The sequence below is a fragment of the Aulosira sp. FACHB-615 genome (genome assembly GCF_014698045.1).
Classification (GTDB): domain Bacteria; phylum Cyanobacteriota; class Cyanobacteriia; order Cyanobacteriales; family Nostocaceae; genus Nostoc_B.
Map to the genome: position 1 here is coordinate 40,718 of NZ_JACJSE010000003.1, position 14,321 is coordinate 55,038.

Sequence of the window (14,321 nt, forward strand, 5' to 3'; positions counted from 1 at the left end):
ACTTCGTCATAGGAAGTAGGGAATAGGGAGTAGGGAATGGGGAATAGGCATATTTTCTAATTTCCCCACTCCCTACTCACCACTCACCACTCCCCTCATTTTCCCAATTCTTGCGATCGCGCTGTGGCAGCTTTGACTGCTTCAATTAAAGCCGAGCGAAATCCAGCTTTTTCTAATTGGCTAATACCAGCAATGGTTGTCCCACCAGGACTAGTTACTCTGTCTTTCAATTCTGCTGGGTGCATTTTGCTGGTGTGCAGTAATTGTGCGGTTCCCAATACTGTTTGCAAGGCGAGTTGATTGGCAATTCCTCTGGGTAAGCCTGCGGCGACTCCACCATCTGCTAAAGCTTCTACCAATATAGAGACGTAAGCCGGGCCGCTACCAGATAAGCCTGTGACAGCATCCATTAAGCTTTCGGAGACTTCCACCACTTCTCCCACGGCGGAAAATATCTCTGATGCTTTTTGCTGGTGTTTAGCATTTGTATACGCACCTAAACAGATAGCTGTCATCCCCGCCCCGACTGTGGCTGGGGTATTGGGCATTGCTCTAATGACTGGTAAACCTGGGAATGATGCTTCTAGGTGATGTAAAGGCACTCCTGCCAAAATCGATATCACCAAGGGGGAATGTTCTGCTAAAACAATATCTGCTAATTCTTGAGCGATCGCACTAAATACTTGCGGTTTTACAGCTAAAAATATGACTTCCTGCGCTTGTTGAAATACCAAGCTATTATCTGTTGTCACAGCCACATTGTATTGCTGCTGCAAAAAAGCCTGACGCGCTGGTTGGGGTTCGCTAATGATTACTTCTGAGGGTTGGTAGATGCCCCGCTCAAGCAGGCGGGATAACAGCGCCTCTCCCATTACCCCACCACCAATTAAGCCAAATTTTCTAGTCATTTATGATTGGTCATTAGTCACTTGTCATTAGTCATTTGTATCTTAGAACGAGGGACAAAGGACGAAGGACAAAGGACTAATGACTAATTTCAATTTATTGTGCCATGCGGTTAGGTTCATTTCCCCAGTTTGGTGTGGCAGTTGGGGCGGTACGTACAGGACGCGCTGGCGGTTGTGGTACTTCATGAATAACTCCACCTTGGGTGCTGACTTGTACGCAGCTTGGCGTAAACAAAAAGATGCTTTCTCCAATCCGCTCTTGATGTCCATCTAACGCGTAAGTTCCACCAGCAACAAAATCAACTGCTCTTTGAGCTTGATCCGGGTCCATGATTGTCAAGTTGAGTACAACTGATTTGCGCTCACGTAACGCTTGAATTGCCTGGGGCATTTCTTCAAATGTACGAGGTTCAAGCACTAATACTTCAGAAATCCCGTTTACTGCTCCTGGCATACCAATTACGTTCCCCATCGTAGACTTTGATCCTGTTGCTACATCATTACCCATTGTAGACATGGGTTCCCGCCAACGTCGATTCTGTGTAGTAGCTTCTGCTGGTGCAGGTTGAGGATTTTCCTCTTGATACAGATTTTGGTAGTGATCTGTATCTGGTTCTTCCTCATAATATTCGTATTCTACCTGCTCGTTCAGCCCTACGAAATCTCGCAGTTTGGAAAATATATTGTTCATTTGGTACGCTCCTGATGCAAATTACCTTTATCGATTTGGCTGATAGTTGATGTAGCCACTAAAGATCACTACAAAGGACGGACAATTTAGTAATCTTATCGTTGTTTGTAGCTTCTGTTACAACTATAGATAATGAACGGACGCTTTTGTAAACGCCTGTACCTTAACCTAGATACAATAATGAGTCAAGATTATATCCCAAAGATTTTAGGATATAAAGCTTAATTACAGGTTTTTTTGATGTTTCGTTACTTTTGTTAATGATTTTTTTAGTGTTTTATTGTACCAGAACTCTAGGACAATTATCTGTATTTCTTACCTAGAAGCTCTGGTACAAATAGTCAAGAATTGCTGTCAGGGAAACTATTGGCGATCGCCAAATAAAATAGTTCCCAATCTTACCATCGTTGCTCCCGCTTGGACTGCCAGTTGATAATCCCCAGACATCCCCATCGACAGTTCCTGTATTTGAACATTTGGCAAGTTTTGTAACTGAATTTGTTTTGCTAAATCATGAGTGCTATTAAATACATGCAAAATTTCCGCCTCAGTCAACCCCAGAGGCGGAATTGTCATCAATCCTTGAATTTGTAAAAACTGGCACTGGTTGAGTTCCCCTAAGTCTGCCAGTAATTCTGGAACAGTCCAACCTGATTTTTGCGGGTCTGGAAGGATTTTGACTTGCAGACAGACTTTTGGGGTAACTCCTAGCTGCTGTGCTAATTGATTTAATCGCTGCGCCAGCTTCAAATTATCTACAGAGTGAATCCACTCAAATAGTTCTAGGGCTTTTTTGGCTTTATTACTTTGCAAATGTCCAATCAAATGCCAAGTAATATCAGATAAGTCCTGTAACTGAGCTTGTTTAGTGGCAGCTTCTTGGATACGGCTTTCGCCAAAATCACGAATTCCGGCGTTGTAAGCTAAACGAATCATCTCCGCCGAAACTTGCTTGCTGACAGCAATTAGCCTGACCGAAGATGGCAGTGTGGCGCGAATATTGGCAATATGTTCGTCAATCGAACTACTCATTGGAACGTGCGTTGGAAAACACTCTGAAGCTGATCGTACTCCTGAGATGAACCATTACGGCGTAGAGTCCGCAAACGATTTTCTAACATCATTCTGGCTTCAGTACGTCCAATGGGTTGAAATTTAATGCCTTTAACGTCGTTTGTTACCAGAAAAAATAAGCGTTGGGCATAAAGTGTAGTGAACATATCTTGGTTGTCGTCAACCACACAAATCCGATAAAGTAAGCCCCAAGTTGGATGATTGATGTAGATTTCAGGATTTTCTGGAGTCATTTAAGAGTCAAGGTGGGAGTATGTATATTGATTTGTAGTTTTAGACAAACATCCAGACGATGATCATACCTGTTCGTCAGAATATTTAGTTAAAACTACTCCAATTGAGTGATTTCTGCCATCGCTTGGCAGTGATGAAATCCTTGATGATGCCTAGTAGGACTTCGCAGTAAGACGAAAAACCAAGGGTGAAGGGGCAGAATCAAGTCAAAAGTCAAAAGTTAAAAGTTAAAGATTCTCTGGCTTTTGAATTGTGACTTCCCTGTGAGGGTGTAGTGTTCAAAACTCTGACACCGTTCGGCTGACGCAGAAATTGAGCAGTTTTGCAAGCTCACTGTATCACTGGGCGCAACTGACAGCGAAGCCCATAACCTGTCACTTATCCCCTGCTACAAAAATAGCCAAAGCTGACCTAAAATCGATGTTGGCGCTGGCTTCTCTCCATGTTGCCATAATTATTATTTTGTGGCACAAAATTGCCAACATTTGATGAGTCATCATTCAGAAATTAGGAGTTGCACCAATTTAATTCAGCGTGATTCATGGGTGATTTATGAGGTTCAGGGCTGCTAGTTGTGCTTGCGCTTTGTGCAGAGATTCATACCATTCTCTTTCAGGATCACTGTCTGCCACAATTCCTGCACCCACTTGTCCCCATACGGTTTTGATTTGTCTGGGGAGTGGGGAGTGGGGAGTAGGGAGTGGGGCATTTTGTGGATATTCTGGCTCTGATTTGCTGCTTCCTTGCTTTCTAGCTGGAGATGCGGGTGCTAGAAGTAGAGTACGAATCAGGATATTCAAGTCCAAGTTACCGCGCCAGTCGAGATAGCCGCAGGAACCATAAAACAGGCTACGTCGCACAGGTTCTAGTTCTTCGATAATTTCCATGCACCGCACTTTGGGACACCCTGTGATTGTGCCGCCTGGGAACATGGCACGAATCAAATTAACGGCGCTTTGGTCGGATTTTAAAGTACCTATAACGTTGCTGACAAGGTGCATAACATGGCTATATCGCTCAATTGTGAGCAGTTCGTCAACTTTTACTGTTCCCCATTCACACACTCGCCCTAAATCATTGCGTTCTAAGTCTACTAGCATGATATGTTCTGCACGTTCTTTGGTGTTGCTGAGTAGTTCTTGTGCTAGTTGATGATCTTGTTCTGGGGTTGTACCGCGCGATCGCGTCCCGGCTATTGGTCGAGTTTGAGCTTCCTGATTTTGCAACAGCACCAACCGTTCTGGTGAACAGCTAACTACTTCACCCCAAGGAGTCTGCCAGTAGCTGGCAAAGGGTGAAGGATTGATTTTCTGTAATGCTTGGTAAATTGACCAGCCAGAAGCCGTTGTAGATGCGGTAAACCGCAAAGAAAGATTCGCCTGAAAGATATCTCCAGCCTGAATATATTTTTTGGCGCGGTTGACTGATGTTTCATAATCTGACTGCGATGTGAAGAACTCAGGGGCAGAAGTGATGGGTGTATGCGGTGAGGAGGTAACTTGGTAGAGTGAATTCCCTGAATTTTTATCTTCTAAAAGAATTTTTAACCTATCTACATCATTAATGTCACTACCTGCTAACCAAAGAATTTGCTCAACATGATCTAAAACGGCAAACGATTCTGGTTCATACCAAAAAGCCACGGGGAAGGGTAGAGTATCAGATTTAGCAAAAGGTAACTGTTCAATTTCCCAAGCGACATCATAGCCAAGCCAGCCTAGCCAACCACCGGTGAAGGGGAGATGAGGAGGCAGGGGGGTAGCGGTGCAGGGGGGCAGGGGGGCAGGGGGCGATGGGAGAAACATTTCTTCCCCTACACCCTGCTTACTGAGCGCAGTCGAAGTACACCCTTGTACCCCTACACCCCCACTTTGTAGCAACTCCTCCAAAAATGGGAAAACCTGACCTAATTGCGGTGTCCACATCTGCGGTACACCATCGATGATGCGGGGTGCGCCTGCACAGATGGAATAGCGGCTGAGTTGGGGTTGGCTTGTGGGTGTGGGGTAGGGGCTTTCTAGTAGGGTAGCAATGCCTGATGATGTGGTAGGTAGAAATAGGGCGGCGAAAATTTCCGCGCCAGTACGATTTTCTAGGGGGAGCGATCGCCAATGCCAAGGCTTGGTCATAATGAGTGAACAGCTTAAAATTTATTACCGGAAATTACCCGCACTCCCCAGAATAAAGTTAAAGTGGCGATCGCAAACCAATCCCATCTTTTAAGTCGTAATTCATGCCACTGGACTTTGTGTTCGTTAGGGCTGGTAAAACCGCGCACCATCATCGCATTTGCCATTTGGTCTGCCCTTAAGAGCAAATTTTCTAACAGTCTTTCGGCGACAATCATCCAAACTTTAACCGCACCTTTCAACCCTAGTTTTTTCCAATTAATCGCCCTGGTCATGACTGAGCGAATCAAATTCTGTACTTCTTCTAAAACTAAGGGAATAAATCGCAAGGATAAAGTTAAAGTCAAGGTAATTTCTGTTACAGGTAACTTGAGTCTGCGTAAAGGCTGCATAATGCTTTCAATCGCCGCCGTGATTTCTTCTGGCGCAGTTGTCAACAGATACAAGTTGGTGCTGTAAATCACCGTAAATAAAATGGTACTCAGACGTACCGCCAAATCTAAAGAACGGCGGGTGATTCTGACTGGCCCTTGATGGAACAAGACATAAGAGTATTTTTTAGTGCTGAGTGCTGGCTGGGGAGTTGGGCTGGGTGAGTTAGACTTGGGAGCTAATATTTGCTCATTGGCTGGGAGACGGGGTTGATAATTCACACCCAAGCCATCGGGGCTAACTGCGGCAATAAATAATACTAAAACTGTAAGGGTTAATAACCAACCTAATTGTTGCTGCCAAACTCGGCGGGGAATTTTGGCAACTAATGTAAAAATAATTAACAGCACGACTAACAAGATGCGCCATTCGTTAGTCGCAAAGCTGTAACTGGTTAAAAAACTCATCAACCAAGCAATCTTGACGCGGGGATCAAGTTTATGCAGCCAAGTTTGCGGTTGTTCTAAATATAGCCCTAGGGGGAGCGATCGCAGTAAATCCATTTTTCAAGTGCTGAGTGCTGAGTTATGAGTGCTGAGTATTAAAGTTTCTCAAGTACGATAAGTCAAGGTTTCTATTTCTTGTCTATTTTGCTCTGACATTTAACGTTTAGCACACTCTACCTTGTCTACCCCCTCGCCCTTGTCTACTCCTTTTACTTCTCCATACTTAGCACTCAGCACTCCATCTGCGCTCAGTAAAAGTTTGCTCAGTGTACATTACTCAGCACTCAGCACTCTTAAACGCGAGTTGCGCGGTTGACATTACCACTTTCCATATCCCGGACTTTCTTACTCCGCCAGAGGAGACGAATGGGTGTACCTTTAAAGCCTAGTTGTTGGCGGAATTGTCTTTCGATATAGCGGCGGTAGTTGTCGTTGAAGCGTTTTGCATCGTTCACAAACAGAGCAATTGTCGGTGGTCGGCTGCTCACTTGAGTACCATAATAAATCCTGCCCTGACGACCACCGCGAGAAGTTGGGGGTGAGTGCCATCTTACCGCTTCTTCTAAGACTTCGTTAATTACCGATGTAGTCACACGGCGCTTGTGTTCTGCTGCTGCTTGCACAACTAATTCTAAAATCTTTTCTACCCGTTGTCCTGTTAAGGCGCTGACAAAGATAGTCGAAGCCCAGTCGGTAAAGTGTAGTCGCTCTTGCAGACTTTTTTCGTAATCGTAGATAGTATGAGAGTCCTTTTCAACAGCATCCCATTTATTGACAACAACGATGCAAGCTCGACCTTCTTCAATGATCCGCCCTGCTAATTTTTGGTCTTGTTCCGTAACTCCGTCTAAGGCATCTAAAACTAATAAAACAACATCGGCGCGGCGAATGGCTTTAAAAGCACGGTTAATGCTAAAAAATTCTGTCCCGTAGTCTATGTTTTTCTTTTTGCGAATCCCGGCGGTATCAATCAGCCGATATTGTTGTCCATCACGTTCGATAAAGGTGTCTATCGCATCTCGCGTTGTACCAGAAATGGGGCTGACAATGGCTCTTTGTTCACCCACAAACGCATTTAATAAACTTGATTTACCCACATTTGGCCGACCAATGATCGCCACTTTAATTTCGTTGGTTTCTGGTACTTCTGTTACCGATGGAATGTGTTTAATTAACTCGTCGAGTAAGTCGCCTGTACCGTTGCCATGAATTGCAGAGATGGGGTATGGTTCTCCTAACCCCAATTCCCAAAACTCGGCTGCTTGAGTTAAGCCTTGTTCTGGAGATTCGCATTTGTTCACAGCCAGGAGTACTGGTACTGGTTGTTGACGTAACCACTGAGCGATTTCTTCATCAGCTGATGTGGGGCCTGTCTGACCATTCACTACAAAAATGGCTGCACTGGCTTCGTTGAGGGCTGCTAGTGCTTGCTGACGAATTAATGGCAAAAATTCGGTGTCATCGTTAAAGACTAAACCACCTGTATCTACCACTAAATACTCGCGATCATTCCAAAAAGCAGGTAGATAAGTGCGATCGCGGGTCACACCTGGTTCGTCGTGGACAATCGCCGTTTGTTCCCCAGCGAGACGATTAACCAGGGTGGATTTGCCGACATTCGGTCGGCCGATAATTGCAACAATTGGCAGTCCCATAAAACCAGGAGTAGAGAAACAGTAATTATATCACATCTGTTTATTTTAATTCTTAAGAAACGTGGGGAGTTGGGAATAGGGAGTAGGGGAAGAATGTGTTTTTAAACATCTTGACCTTGGACTAAGTGACTTAAGTCGTGGTTCATCTTGCACAAGAACAAAACCCGCACTTCCGCAAGATCAGTCACCGCCGCGCGGGTTCCTAAACCCTTGATTTTGCTTTAGTCCGAGAAGGCGGACTTTGTTTGTATAGCCGCGATTTTAATCGTCGGGGCTAGTTACTCCCTATTCCCGACTCTCCACTCCCTTATGACTTGAGTCTTTATTTATTTTTCTCTGATAAAAGAAAACTGCACTCGAAATCTTCAATAACAAGCTTGGCAAAAAAACTGGCAATCACAGCGAAGGAGATTGTGTGTTGATAACTCGTAAGTGGTTGATAAAAGCCAGCAGATCAGCTTTTCGATTTATAAGATGGTGCTTATTGCTTGGCTGCTGCACTTTACTATATGCCCATTTAATTGAACCGAATTGGATTGAAATTAATTCTTTACAACTGACATTACCCAATCTCGCCCCAGAATTTAACGGTTATCGCATTGTCCAAATTAGTGATATTCACCGCGATCGCTGGATGACTCCGCGACGACTCAAGCGGATAGTCCGACTAGTTAACCAACAAAAACCCGATTTAATTGCAATTACAGGTGATTTAGTCACTCGCAATTTACCACAATTCATCCCTTCATTAACAGTTTGTTTAAATCACTTCACACCCAAAGATAAAACTGTAGCCATATTAGGAAACCACGACCACGAGAATGATACTCCAGCAATTATCCAAGCCATAAAACAAAGCAATATTGTCTATTTGGAGAATGATATTTATACACTCAAACGCGGAAGTGCAATGTTACATATTGCGGGTATAGATGATGTGCAGATGGGTAAAAGCCGCCTAGATTTAGTGATGCAGAAATTACCCAATACAGGCGCAGCAATATTGTTAGCCCATGAACCAGATTTTGCTATTACCAGTACGGCAACAGGACGGTTTGATTTGCAACTGTCAGGACATTCTCACGGCGGACAAATTCGCCTACCATTTATCACACCGCCTATACTTCCGCCTTTTGCAAGACAGTATTATTTAGGAAAATATCAGCTAGGTAAGATGTTTTTGTATACTAACCGAGGCTTAGGAATGACAGGTTTACATCTGCGTTTTTTTGCTCGTCCTGAAATTACTGTATTTACCTTGCAAATGAAATTAAAGATTTAATAGAAATTTACTTTATTAATCTTGAATCCCATACTATGTAAGGATTTAACCTAGTATCAAGTATTAATTTGTTATAGCCAGTCTAGGAGAGACATTATTTTTAATAAACCACATATTTAATATTAAGTAAATATTTTTCAGCGTTGTATATATGCGGGATGAATTAAGCCTTTTTAACAAGAGTTAAATATCGTTTTTTTGCGCTTCTGCGCGGTAGTTGCTACTCTGCGAAAAGCCGCGCAAAGCGCGTCTACAAGTCGGAGAAACCGCCCAACGCGCTACCTTGCCTTTGCGCGACACAAAAAACATCCCGCTAATCAGCAACGCCCATTATTCTAAATTCAAAATTGGTAAATCGCCACTATTATCTTCTAGAGCCTTTTCTGCCATTTGCGATGTTACCCAATGACGATAATCTATGAGTAGCTGATGCAACAATCTTTGCTTAACAGTAACTAAGACACTCTTGAGTAAACCATTGCCAGTAGCTTCTAAAATTGGCTTTGGAGTGAGAGAAAATGGTGGCGGTAGTTCTACTTGTACTTCTAAATCAGCTTTTCCTTCCAGACGAGTACCATTGCTAGATTGATGTGGTGATAAATAACCTTTTAAATTGAGGCTAAAACGTTGGTTAATATACTCAAACCCTCGGATTTCACAACCTACTGAACGCAAATAAATTACACTATTTGATTCTGCCCAAACCCTCATATCTACAGTTGGTTGAATACTCAATGTCATAAAAGATAGAGGACGCATTTTTAGCCGAAATACTTCCTCAGAAAGCTGTTGGACACGACTGTTATCAACTAAAGCATTCACCAATCGTTGAGGCTGCCGCAAGTAATGTTGAATAGGAATAGGCTGTTGCGGTACAGCAATTTTTACCGATTGAGAAGCAGTAAATCTTGTAGGCATGATTTTGCAGACAGCAGTGATTTGATACTTTTATATGGTAATAAATTTATGGCAATGATTATTTTAATCTACTCAAATAATAAACATAGATATTACTTATGTATGACCTCAGACTTTAATAATAGATTTATTAAATCACAAGATTTTTAAAATAAATTAGTAATATTTTTATAATTATAAATCAAATTGCAGTCATTTTCCAAAAATGTTTTTTTCAGTATAAGAAACAAAAATATAAAAAATAATACCAGTGTTCAATGAGAGAACAAATTTCATCTCTGTGATGTGTGTCTACTCACTGCTATAGGACTGATATTTGATTTCTGAAAAAAATCAGTACATTCAGATTAGGCTTCTTTCCTACTCCCGACTCCCCATTCCCTATTCCCTATTCCCTACCTACACAAATAAATTTAGAAATCAAACCGGATTCCTATATCTCAATATGAAATTTAGCTGTTAGGAATTACTTCTGAAAAGAAAAAATCAAAGTTTTATGCCAATGTATTGGGGTGGATGTAATGTTGTCCCGATACGCAATATGGTAAGTCTGCTAGTGAATGCAATTACAAACTGTATCGTTGTTTAAGATAGAACAGCAGTGTGGAGTTCAACAAAGCTAAATCAATGTTTTATTGCTTCAAATATGGATTTGCTGCGGTATAGTCTATTAATCTCACAATAGTTCCTGTTCCAACATTATGTCTTTATCTATTGCTCATTTAGGCCCACCAGGTACTTATGCAGAACAAGCGGCAGTTTTATATGTCAACTGGCTAACCAAAACAACGGGAACTGAAGCTACTTTATGTCCATATCCCAGCATAGCGCAGTCACTCCAAGCTGTGGCAGCAGGCAAAACACAGTTAGCAGTTGTACCAGTCGAAAATTCCATTGAAGGTAGTGTGACTATGACAATGGATGCACTATGGCAATTGGATAGTTTGCAAATTCAATTGGCTTTAGTGATGCCTATAGTTCATAGCTTGATTTCTGTCGCTTCTGGTTTAGATAAAATTGAAAAGGTTTATTCCCATCCCCAAGCTTTAGCCCAATGTCAAAATTGGTTGGGACAATCTCTGCCAAATGTACAAATTATACCGAGTAATTCCACAACAGAAGCTCTACAATTATTAAAGCAAGATTTAACAGCAGCTGCGATCGCTTCTTCTAGAGCAGCCCAACTTTATAACTTGCCAATTCTCGCCCAAGGCATTAATGACTATCCCGAAAACTGTACTCGCTTTTGGGTAGTGAGTCAAAATAACGCCAAGTTTGAATATCATATCAATAATTTAAATCCCACTCATAGCTCTTTAGCTTTTAGCTTACCTGCAAATATACCTGGTGCGTTAATTAAACCTCTGCAAGTATTTGCTGAACTAGGAATTAATCTTAGTCGAATTGAATCTCGTCCTACCAAGCGTTCTTTAGGAGAATATGTATTTTTTCTTGACCTAGAAACAGATATTCAACAACCAAAAATGCAATCTGCTCTAGCTGATTTAATAGGATATCTAGAAATATTAAAAATTTTTGGTAGCTATGGTGTATTGTCAGTTAACACTTCTGAATCTTAATTAAATCAATTGCTGACTTACTTACATACTGGATAGTATTTATAGGGTTTTTCGGTTTATTTAGTGCAGTACAAGTTGATAGGAGATAGAGGCTGGAGGCTAGGGTCTAGAGACTAGAGAAATGTACCTCATTGAGATGAAAAACGCTGTATTTTCAAAAGTTATTTTCTATTGGCAGAATTTAGGAGTCAGATACTGTGTATAGATGGTATTAGCGACTACTCTTGCATGAACATAAAATCAGGAAACTGCAAGGTAGAACGCTAATAAGACTCATCTTCTAGTTAATTTAGCTTATGACTTCTGATTGAAAGTATCTTTCAATACTGAGCGAGCTGCTAAATGATTCCGGGTAGAAGTTAAAATTTCTGCTTCTCGTTCTAAACGAGCAGCCGTATCCTGCATTTCTAACAATGATTGTTGTTCGGCTGCAACACCATAAAGGTTACTAGCCACCCAGTAAGATAGCTCTATCGGCAAGTCTGGTAATTCTTCTGGTAGTTCAATATTTTGTTCTGTTAACTTAGCCGAGAGGCGCACTACATCTTTGAGCAGTTGTTCAACTTCGGCTCCCAAAGGACGCAAATCTTTGCTAGGTGGCTCATCTTCTATCCACTGCACCAAACCGACACGATAAGGCTTTTCTCGCACATACTCTAAGACACGAAACCGTTGCTGTCCTAAAGTCAGCATCTTCATCCGGTCGTCTGGTAGGCGCTGGTAATGGATAATTTCTGCACAACAGCCCACATTGGCAATTGTACCTTTGACTGGATCGACCATGACCACACCGAATCTGCGATCGCTCTCCAAAATCGTGTTCATCATGATTCGGTAGCGAAATTCAAAGATATGTAATGGTAATGGTCTTGTAGGAAAAAGAACTACTTCGGGTAACGGGAACAGAGGTAGTTCACGAACAGCAATTCTAGATGAAGATGTCATTGTTACCTTAGAATAAATTTAATTTTAAAAATTTATTGTTCTCTGCTTTCCCGTACTTTATTTACATTCTATCACTAAATAAAAAGCCCTGAGATCAATTTTCTCAGGGCTAGTTCCGTATTCACACTATAGTCTTTGGTAAAGAATTCAGGAACTAAGAGCTATAACTCAGTATCTAGACGCATACTACTAAGGTTGAATTGTTGGGCAAAGCCTGACGCAAAGGCTAGTAGCCTACCACAGAGTATTCTGTATGGGTGGTGAATAAATTAACTGTGTTTAATAATGCGTTAATTAGTTTTGATTCCTGAATTCTTCTAAACTACAGTTTGACTTCAATATCAACACCAGATGGCAAATCCAGCTTCATTAAAGCATCAATAGTTTTAGAGGAAGGCTGGTAGATGTCAATAATTCTGCGGTGAGTACGGGTTTCAAAATGTTCCCGTGAATCTTTATCTACGTGAGGAGAACGCAGTACGCAATAGATTTTCCGTTTTGTAGGTAGGGGAATTGGGCCTATGGCTGTCGCGTTAGTCCGGTTAGCTGTATCTACAATCTTCTCGCAAGATGTATCCAACAATCGACGGTCAAAAGCTTTTAAACGAATTCTAATTTTCTGCTGTTGTAGAGTTGCCATCTTTAATTTTCCAGGTTCTGATTTATTAGGGGAGTGGGGAGTGGGGAGTAGTTTGTTTATCCTACTCCCTATTCCCGCAATTAAGTTCAGCTAAAAGAGCAGAGAGGCATCTTAGCATCTCTGCTCTTCATTATTTAGGGTAAAAAGGTACTACTTGAGGATTTTGGAGACGACACCAGCACCGATGGTGCGGCCACCTTCACGAATCGCAAAGCGCATACCTTGTTCAATAGCGATCGGGCTGATCAATTCTATTGTCGCTTTGATGCGATCGCCTGGCATTACCATTTCTACTGCTGAACCTTCATCAGATGTAAACTCTTTGATGGTGCCGGTTACATCAGTTGTCCGCACATAGAACTGAGGACGGTAGCCAGCGAAGAATGGGGTTTTGCGACCACCTTCTTTTTCGGTCAGCACGTATACTTCCCCTTCAAATTGGGTGTGAGGAGTAATGGAACCAGGTTTTGCTAGTACCATACCGCGCTCAACGTCTTCTTTCTTCAGACCACGCAGTAGTACACCAGCGTTGTCCCCAGCCAAGCCTTCCTCAAGGCTCTTCTTGAACATTTCAATCCCGGTGACGGTGGTGTTACGAGTTTCTCTCAGACCCACTAGCTCTACGTTATCGTTCACCTTAACTTTGCCGCGTTCGATACGTCCAGTAGCAACCGTACCACGACCTGTGATGGTGAATACGTCTTCTACAGCCATCAAGAAGGGCTTGTCAATATCGCGCTCTGGGTCAGGAATGTAGGAATCGACAGCTTCCATGAGTTCGTAGATTTTATCTACCCACGGATCTTCACCTTTTTGGGTTTTATTGCTGGCGGTCATTTTCTCCAGAGCTTTCAGACCGGAACCTCGGATGATGGGGATATTATCACCATCAAACTCATAGTCGCTCAACAATTCTCTCAGTTCGAGTTCTACCAACTCTAACAGTTCTTCGTCGTCGATCATATCTACTTTGTTCAAGAAGACGACGAGGTTGGGAACACCTACTTGTTTTGCCAGTAGGATGTGTTCGCGGGTTTGAGGCATAGCACCATCGGTAGCTGCAACTACGAGGATAGCGCCATCCATTTGGGCTGCACCAGTGATCATGTTCTTCACATAGTCAGCGTGTCCTGGACAGTCTACGTGAGCATAGTGCCGATTTTCGGTTTCATACTCCACATGAGCTGTGTTAATTGTGATACCCCGTGCCTTTTCTTCTGGTGCGTTATCGATTTGGTCGTAGGCTCTAGCTACAGCTTTACCGAGAGCAGCCAAGGTCATGGTGATAGCTGCTGTTAAAGTTGTTTTACCGTGGTCAACGTGTCCAATAGTACCGATGTTAACGTGGGGTTTAGTTCTTTCAAACTTTGCGCGTGCCATGAATGCT

The 14,321-nt window shown here is 42.4% G+C and carries 13 protein-coding genes; 2 read left to right on the forward strand and 11 right to left on the reverse strand.

The genetic code is table 11. The features are described from left to right. Positions 1 to 95: 95 nt before the first annotated feature. The 7 genes from proC to der all read right to left on the reverse strand — a co-directional run bounded on the left by proC (position 96) and on the right by der (position 7,569). Positions 96 to 908, reverse strand: coding sequence for a pyrroline-5-carboxylate reductase (gene proC / locus H6G77_RS05020; protein ID WP_190591645.1), 813 nt, complete (start codon positions 906 to 908; stop codon positions 96 to 98). Between the two features lie 94 nt (positions 909 to 1,002). After that, positions 1,003 to 1,599: a cell division protein SepF gene (locus tag H6G77_RS05025; protein WP_190591644.1), complete on the reverse strand. Its 597-nt coding sequence runs from the start codon at positions 1,597 to 1,599 to the stop codon at positions 1,003 to 1,005. A 363-nt stretch (positions 1,600 to 1,962) separates the two neighbouring features. Continuing rightward, positions 1,963 to 2,631, reverse strand: coding sequence for a YggS family pyridoxal phosphate-dependent enzyme (locus H6G77_RS05030; protein WP_190870993.1), 669 nt, complete (start codon positions 2,629 to 2,631; stop codon positions 1,963 to 1,965). Then, complete coding sequence (gene pipX, locus H6G77_RS05035; protein ID WP_190591642.1) at positions 2,628 to 2,906, reverse strand: transcriptional coactivator PipX; 279 nt, start codon at positions 2,904 to 2,906, stop codon at positions 2,628 to 2,630. Before pipX ends, H6G77_RS05030 begins: the two co-directional genes overlap by 4 nt. Positions 2,907 to 3,446: 540 nt before the next feature. Beyond that, positions 3,447 to 5,036 (reverse strand): anthranilate synthase component I, encoded by a 1,590-nt coding sequence (locus tag H6G77_RS05040; RefSeq protein ID WP_190870994.1) that lies wholly within the window; start codon positions 5,034 to 5,036, stop codon positions 3,447 to 3,449. Between the two features lie 14 nt (positions 5,037 to 5,050). Then, positions 5,051 to 5,971, reverse strand: a complete 921-nt coding sequence (locus tag H6G77_RS05045) for an energy-coupling factor transporter transmembrane protein EcfT (protein WP_190870995.1) — start codon at positions 5,969 to 5,971, stop codon at positions 5,051 to 5,053. A 236-nt stretch (positions 5,972 to 6,207) separates the two neighbouring features. After that, entirely contained in the window at positions 6,208 to 7,569 is a 1,362-nt protein-coding gene (gene der, locus H6G77_RS05050) for a ribosome biogenesis GTPase Der (RefSeq protein WP_190591639.1), read from the reverse strand. 415 nt (positions 7,570 to 7,984) lie between these two features. Here der and H6G77_RS05055 point away from each other — a divergent pair, with 415 nt between their 5' ends. Beyond that, positions 7,985 to 8,851: a metallophosphoesterase gene (locus H6G77_RS05055; RefSeq protein WP_313954482.1), complete on the forward strand. Its 867-nt coding sequence runs from the start codon at positions 7,985 to 7,987 to the stop codon at positions 8,849 to 8,851. A 330-nt stretch (positions 8,852 to 9,181) separates the two neighbouring features. Here the strand turns inward: H6G77_RS05055 and H6G77_RS05060 are convergent, their stop codons facing one another. Further along, positions 9,182 to 9,769, reverse strand: a complete 588-nt coding sequence (locus tag H6G77_RS05060; RefSeq protein WP_190591638.1) for a DUF1997 domain-containing protein — start codon at positions 9,767 to 9,769, stop codon at positions 9,182 to 9,184. A gap of 701 nt (positions 9,770 to 10,470) precedes the next feature. On the opposite strand from H6G77_RS05060, the gene pheA reads away from it, so the two are divergent. Next, a complete protein-coding gene (gene pheA, locus H6G77_RS05065; RefSeq protein WP_190870996.1) occupies positions 10,471 to 11,349 on the forward strand; it encodes a prephenate dehydratase in 879 nt (292 codons plus the stop codon). 294 nt (positions 11,350 to 11,643) lie between these two features. On the opposite strand, the gene H6G77_RS05070 is transcribed toward pheA, so the two are convergent. From H6G77_RS05070 to tuf, 3 genes are all read right to left on the reverse strand, one after another. After that, positions 11,644 to 12,294, reverse strand: a complete 651-nt coding sequence (locus H6G77_RS05070; RefSeq protein WP_062297079.1) for an LON peptidase substrate-binding domain-containing protein — start codon at positions 12,292 to 12,294, stop codon at positions 11,644 to 11,646. 322 nt (positions 12,295 to 12,616) lie between these two features. Beyond that, positions 12,617 to 12,934 carry a 30S ribosomal protein S10 gene (rpsJ, locus tag H6G77_RS05075; RefSeq protein WP_015113498.1) on the reverse strand — a complete coding sequence of 106 codons (318 nt, stop codon included), beginning with the start codon at positions 12,932 to 12,934 and terminating at the stop codon, positions 12,617 to 12,619. Between the two features lie 150 nt (positions 12,935 to 13,084). Next, a complete protein-coding gene (tuf, locus tag H6G77_RS05080) occupies positions 13,085 to 14,314 on the reverse strand; it encodes an elongation factor Tu (RefSeq protein ID WP_190591636.1) in 1,230 nt (409 codons plus the stop codon). Positions 14,315 to 14,321: the final 7 nt, after the last annotated feature.

What these genes read in the sequence shown, in the direction of transcription:
- proC (WP_190591645.1), bottom strand. Translation starts at nt 908, where the DNA reads ATGACTAGAAAATTTGGCTTAATTGGTGGTGGGGTAATGGGAGAGGCG.
- H6G77_RS05025 (WP_190591644.1), bottom strand. Translation starts at nt 1,599, where the DNA reads ATGAACAATATATTTTCCAAACTGCGAGATTTCGTAGGGCTGAACGAG.
- H6G77_RS05030 (WP_190870993.1), bottom strand. Translation starts at nt 2,631, where the DNA reads ATGAGTAGTTCGATTGACGAACATATTGCCAATATTCGCGCCACACTG.
- pipX (WP_190591642.1), bottom strand. Translation starts at nt 2,906, where the DNA reads ATGACTCCAGAAAATCCTGAAATCTACATCAATCATCCAACTTGGGGC.
- H6G77_RS05040 (WP_190870994.1), bottom strand. Translation starts at nt 5,036, where the DNA reads ATGACCAAGCCTTGGCATTGGCGATCGCTCCCCCTAGAAAATCGTACT.
- H6G77_RS05045 (WP_190870995.1), bottom strand. Translation starts at nt 5,971, where the DNA reads ATGGATTTACTGCGATCGCTCCCCCTAGGGCTATATTTAGAACAACCG.
- der (WP_190591639.1), bottom strand. Translation starts at nt 7,569, where the DNA reads ATGGGACTGCCAATTGTTGCAATTATCGGCCGACCGAATGTCGGCAAA.
- H6G77_RS05060 (WP_190591638.1), bottom strand. Translation starts at nt 9,769, where the DNA reads ATGCCTACAAGATTTACTGCTTCTCAATCGGTAAAAATTGCTGTACCG.
- pheA (WP_190870996.1), top strand. Translation starts at nt 10,471, where the DNA reads ATGTCTTTATCTATTGCTCATTTAGGCCCACCAGGTACTTATGCAGAA.
- H6G77_RS05070 (WP_062297079.1), bottom strand. Translation starts at nt 12,294, where the DNA reads ATGACATCTTCATCTAGAATTGCTGTTCGTGAACTACCTCTGTTCCCG.
- rpsJ (WP_015113498.1), bottom strand. Translation starts at nt 12,934, where the DNA reads ATGGCAACTCTACAACAGCAGAAAATTAGAATTCGTTTAAAAGCTTTT.
- tuf (WP_190591636.1), bottom strand. Translation starts at nt 14,314, where the DNA reads ATGGCACGCGCAAAGTTTGAAAGAACTAAACCCCACGTTAACATCGGT.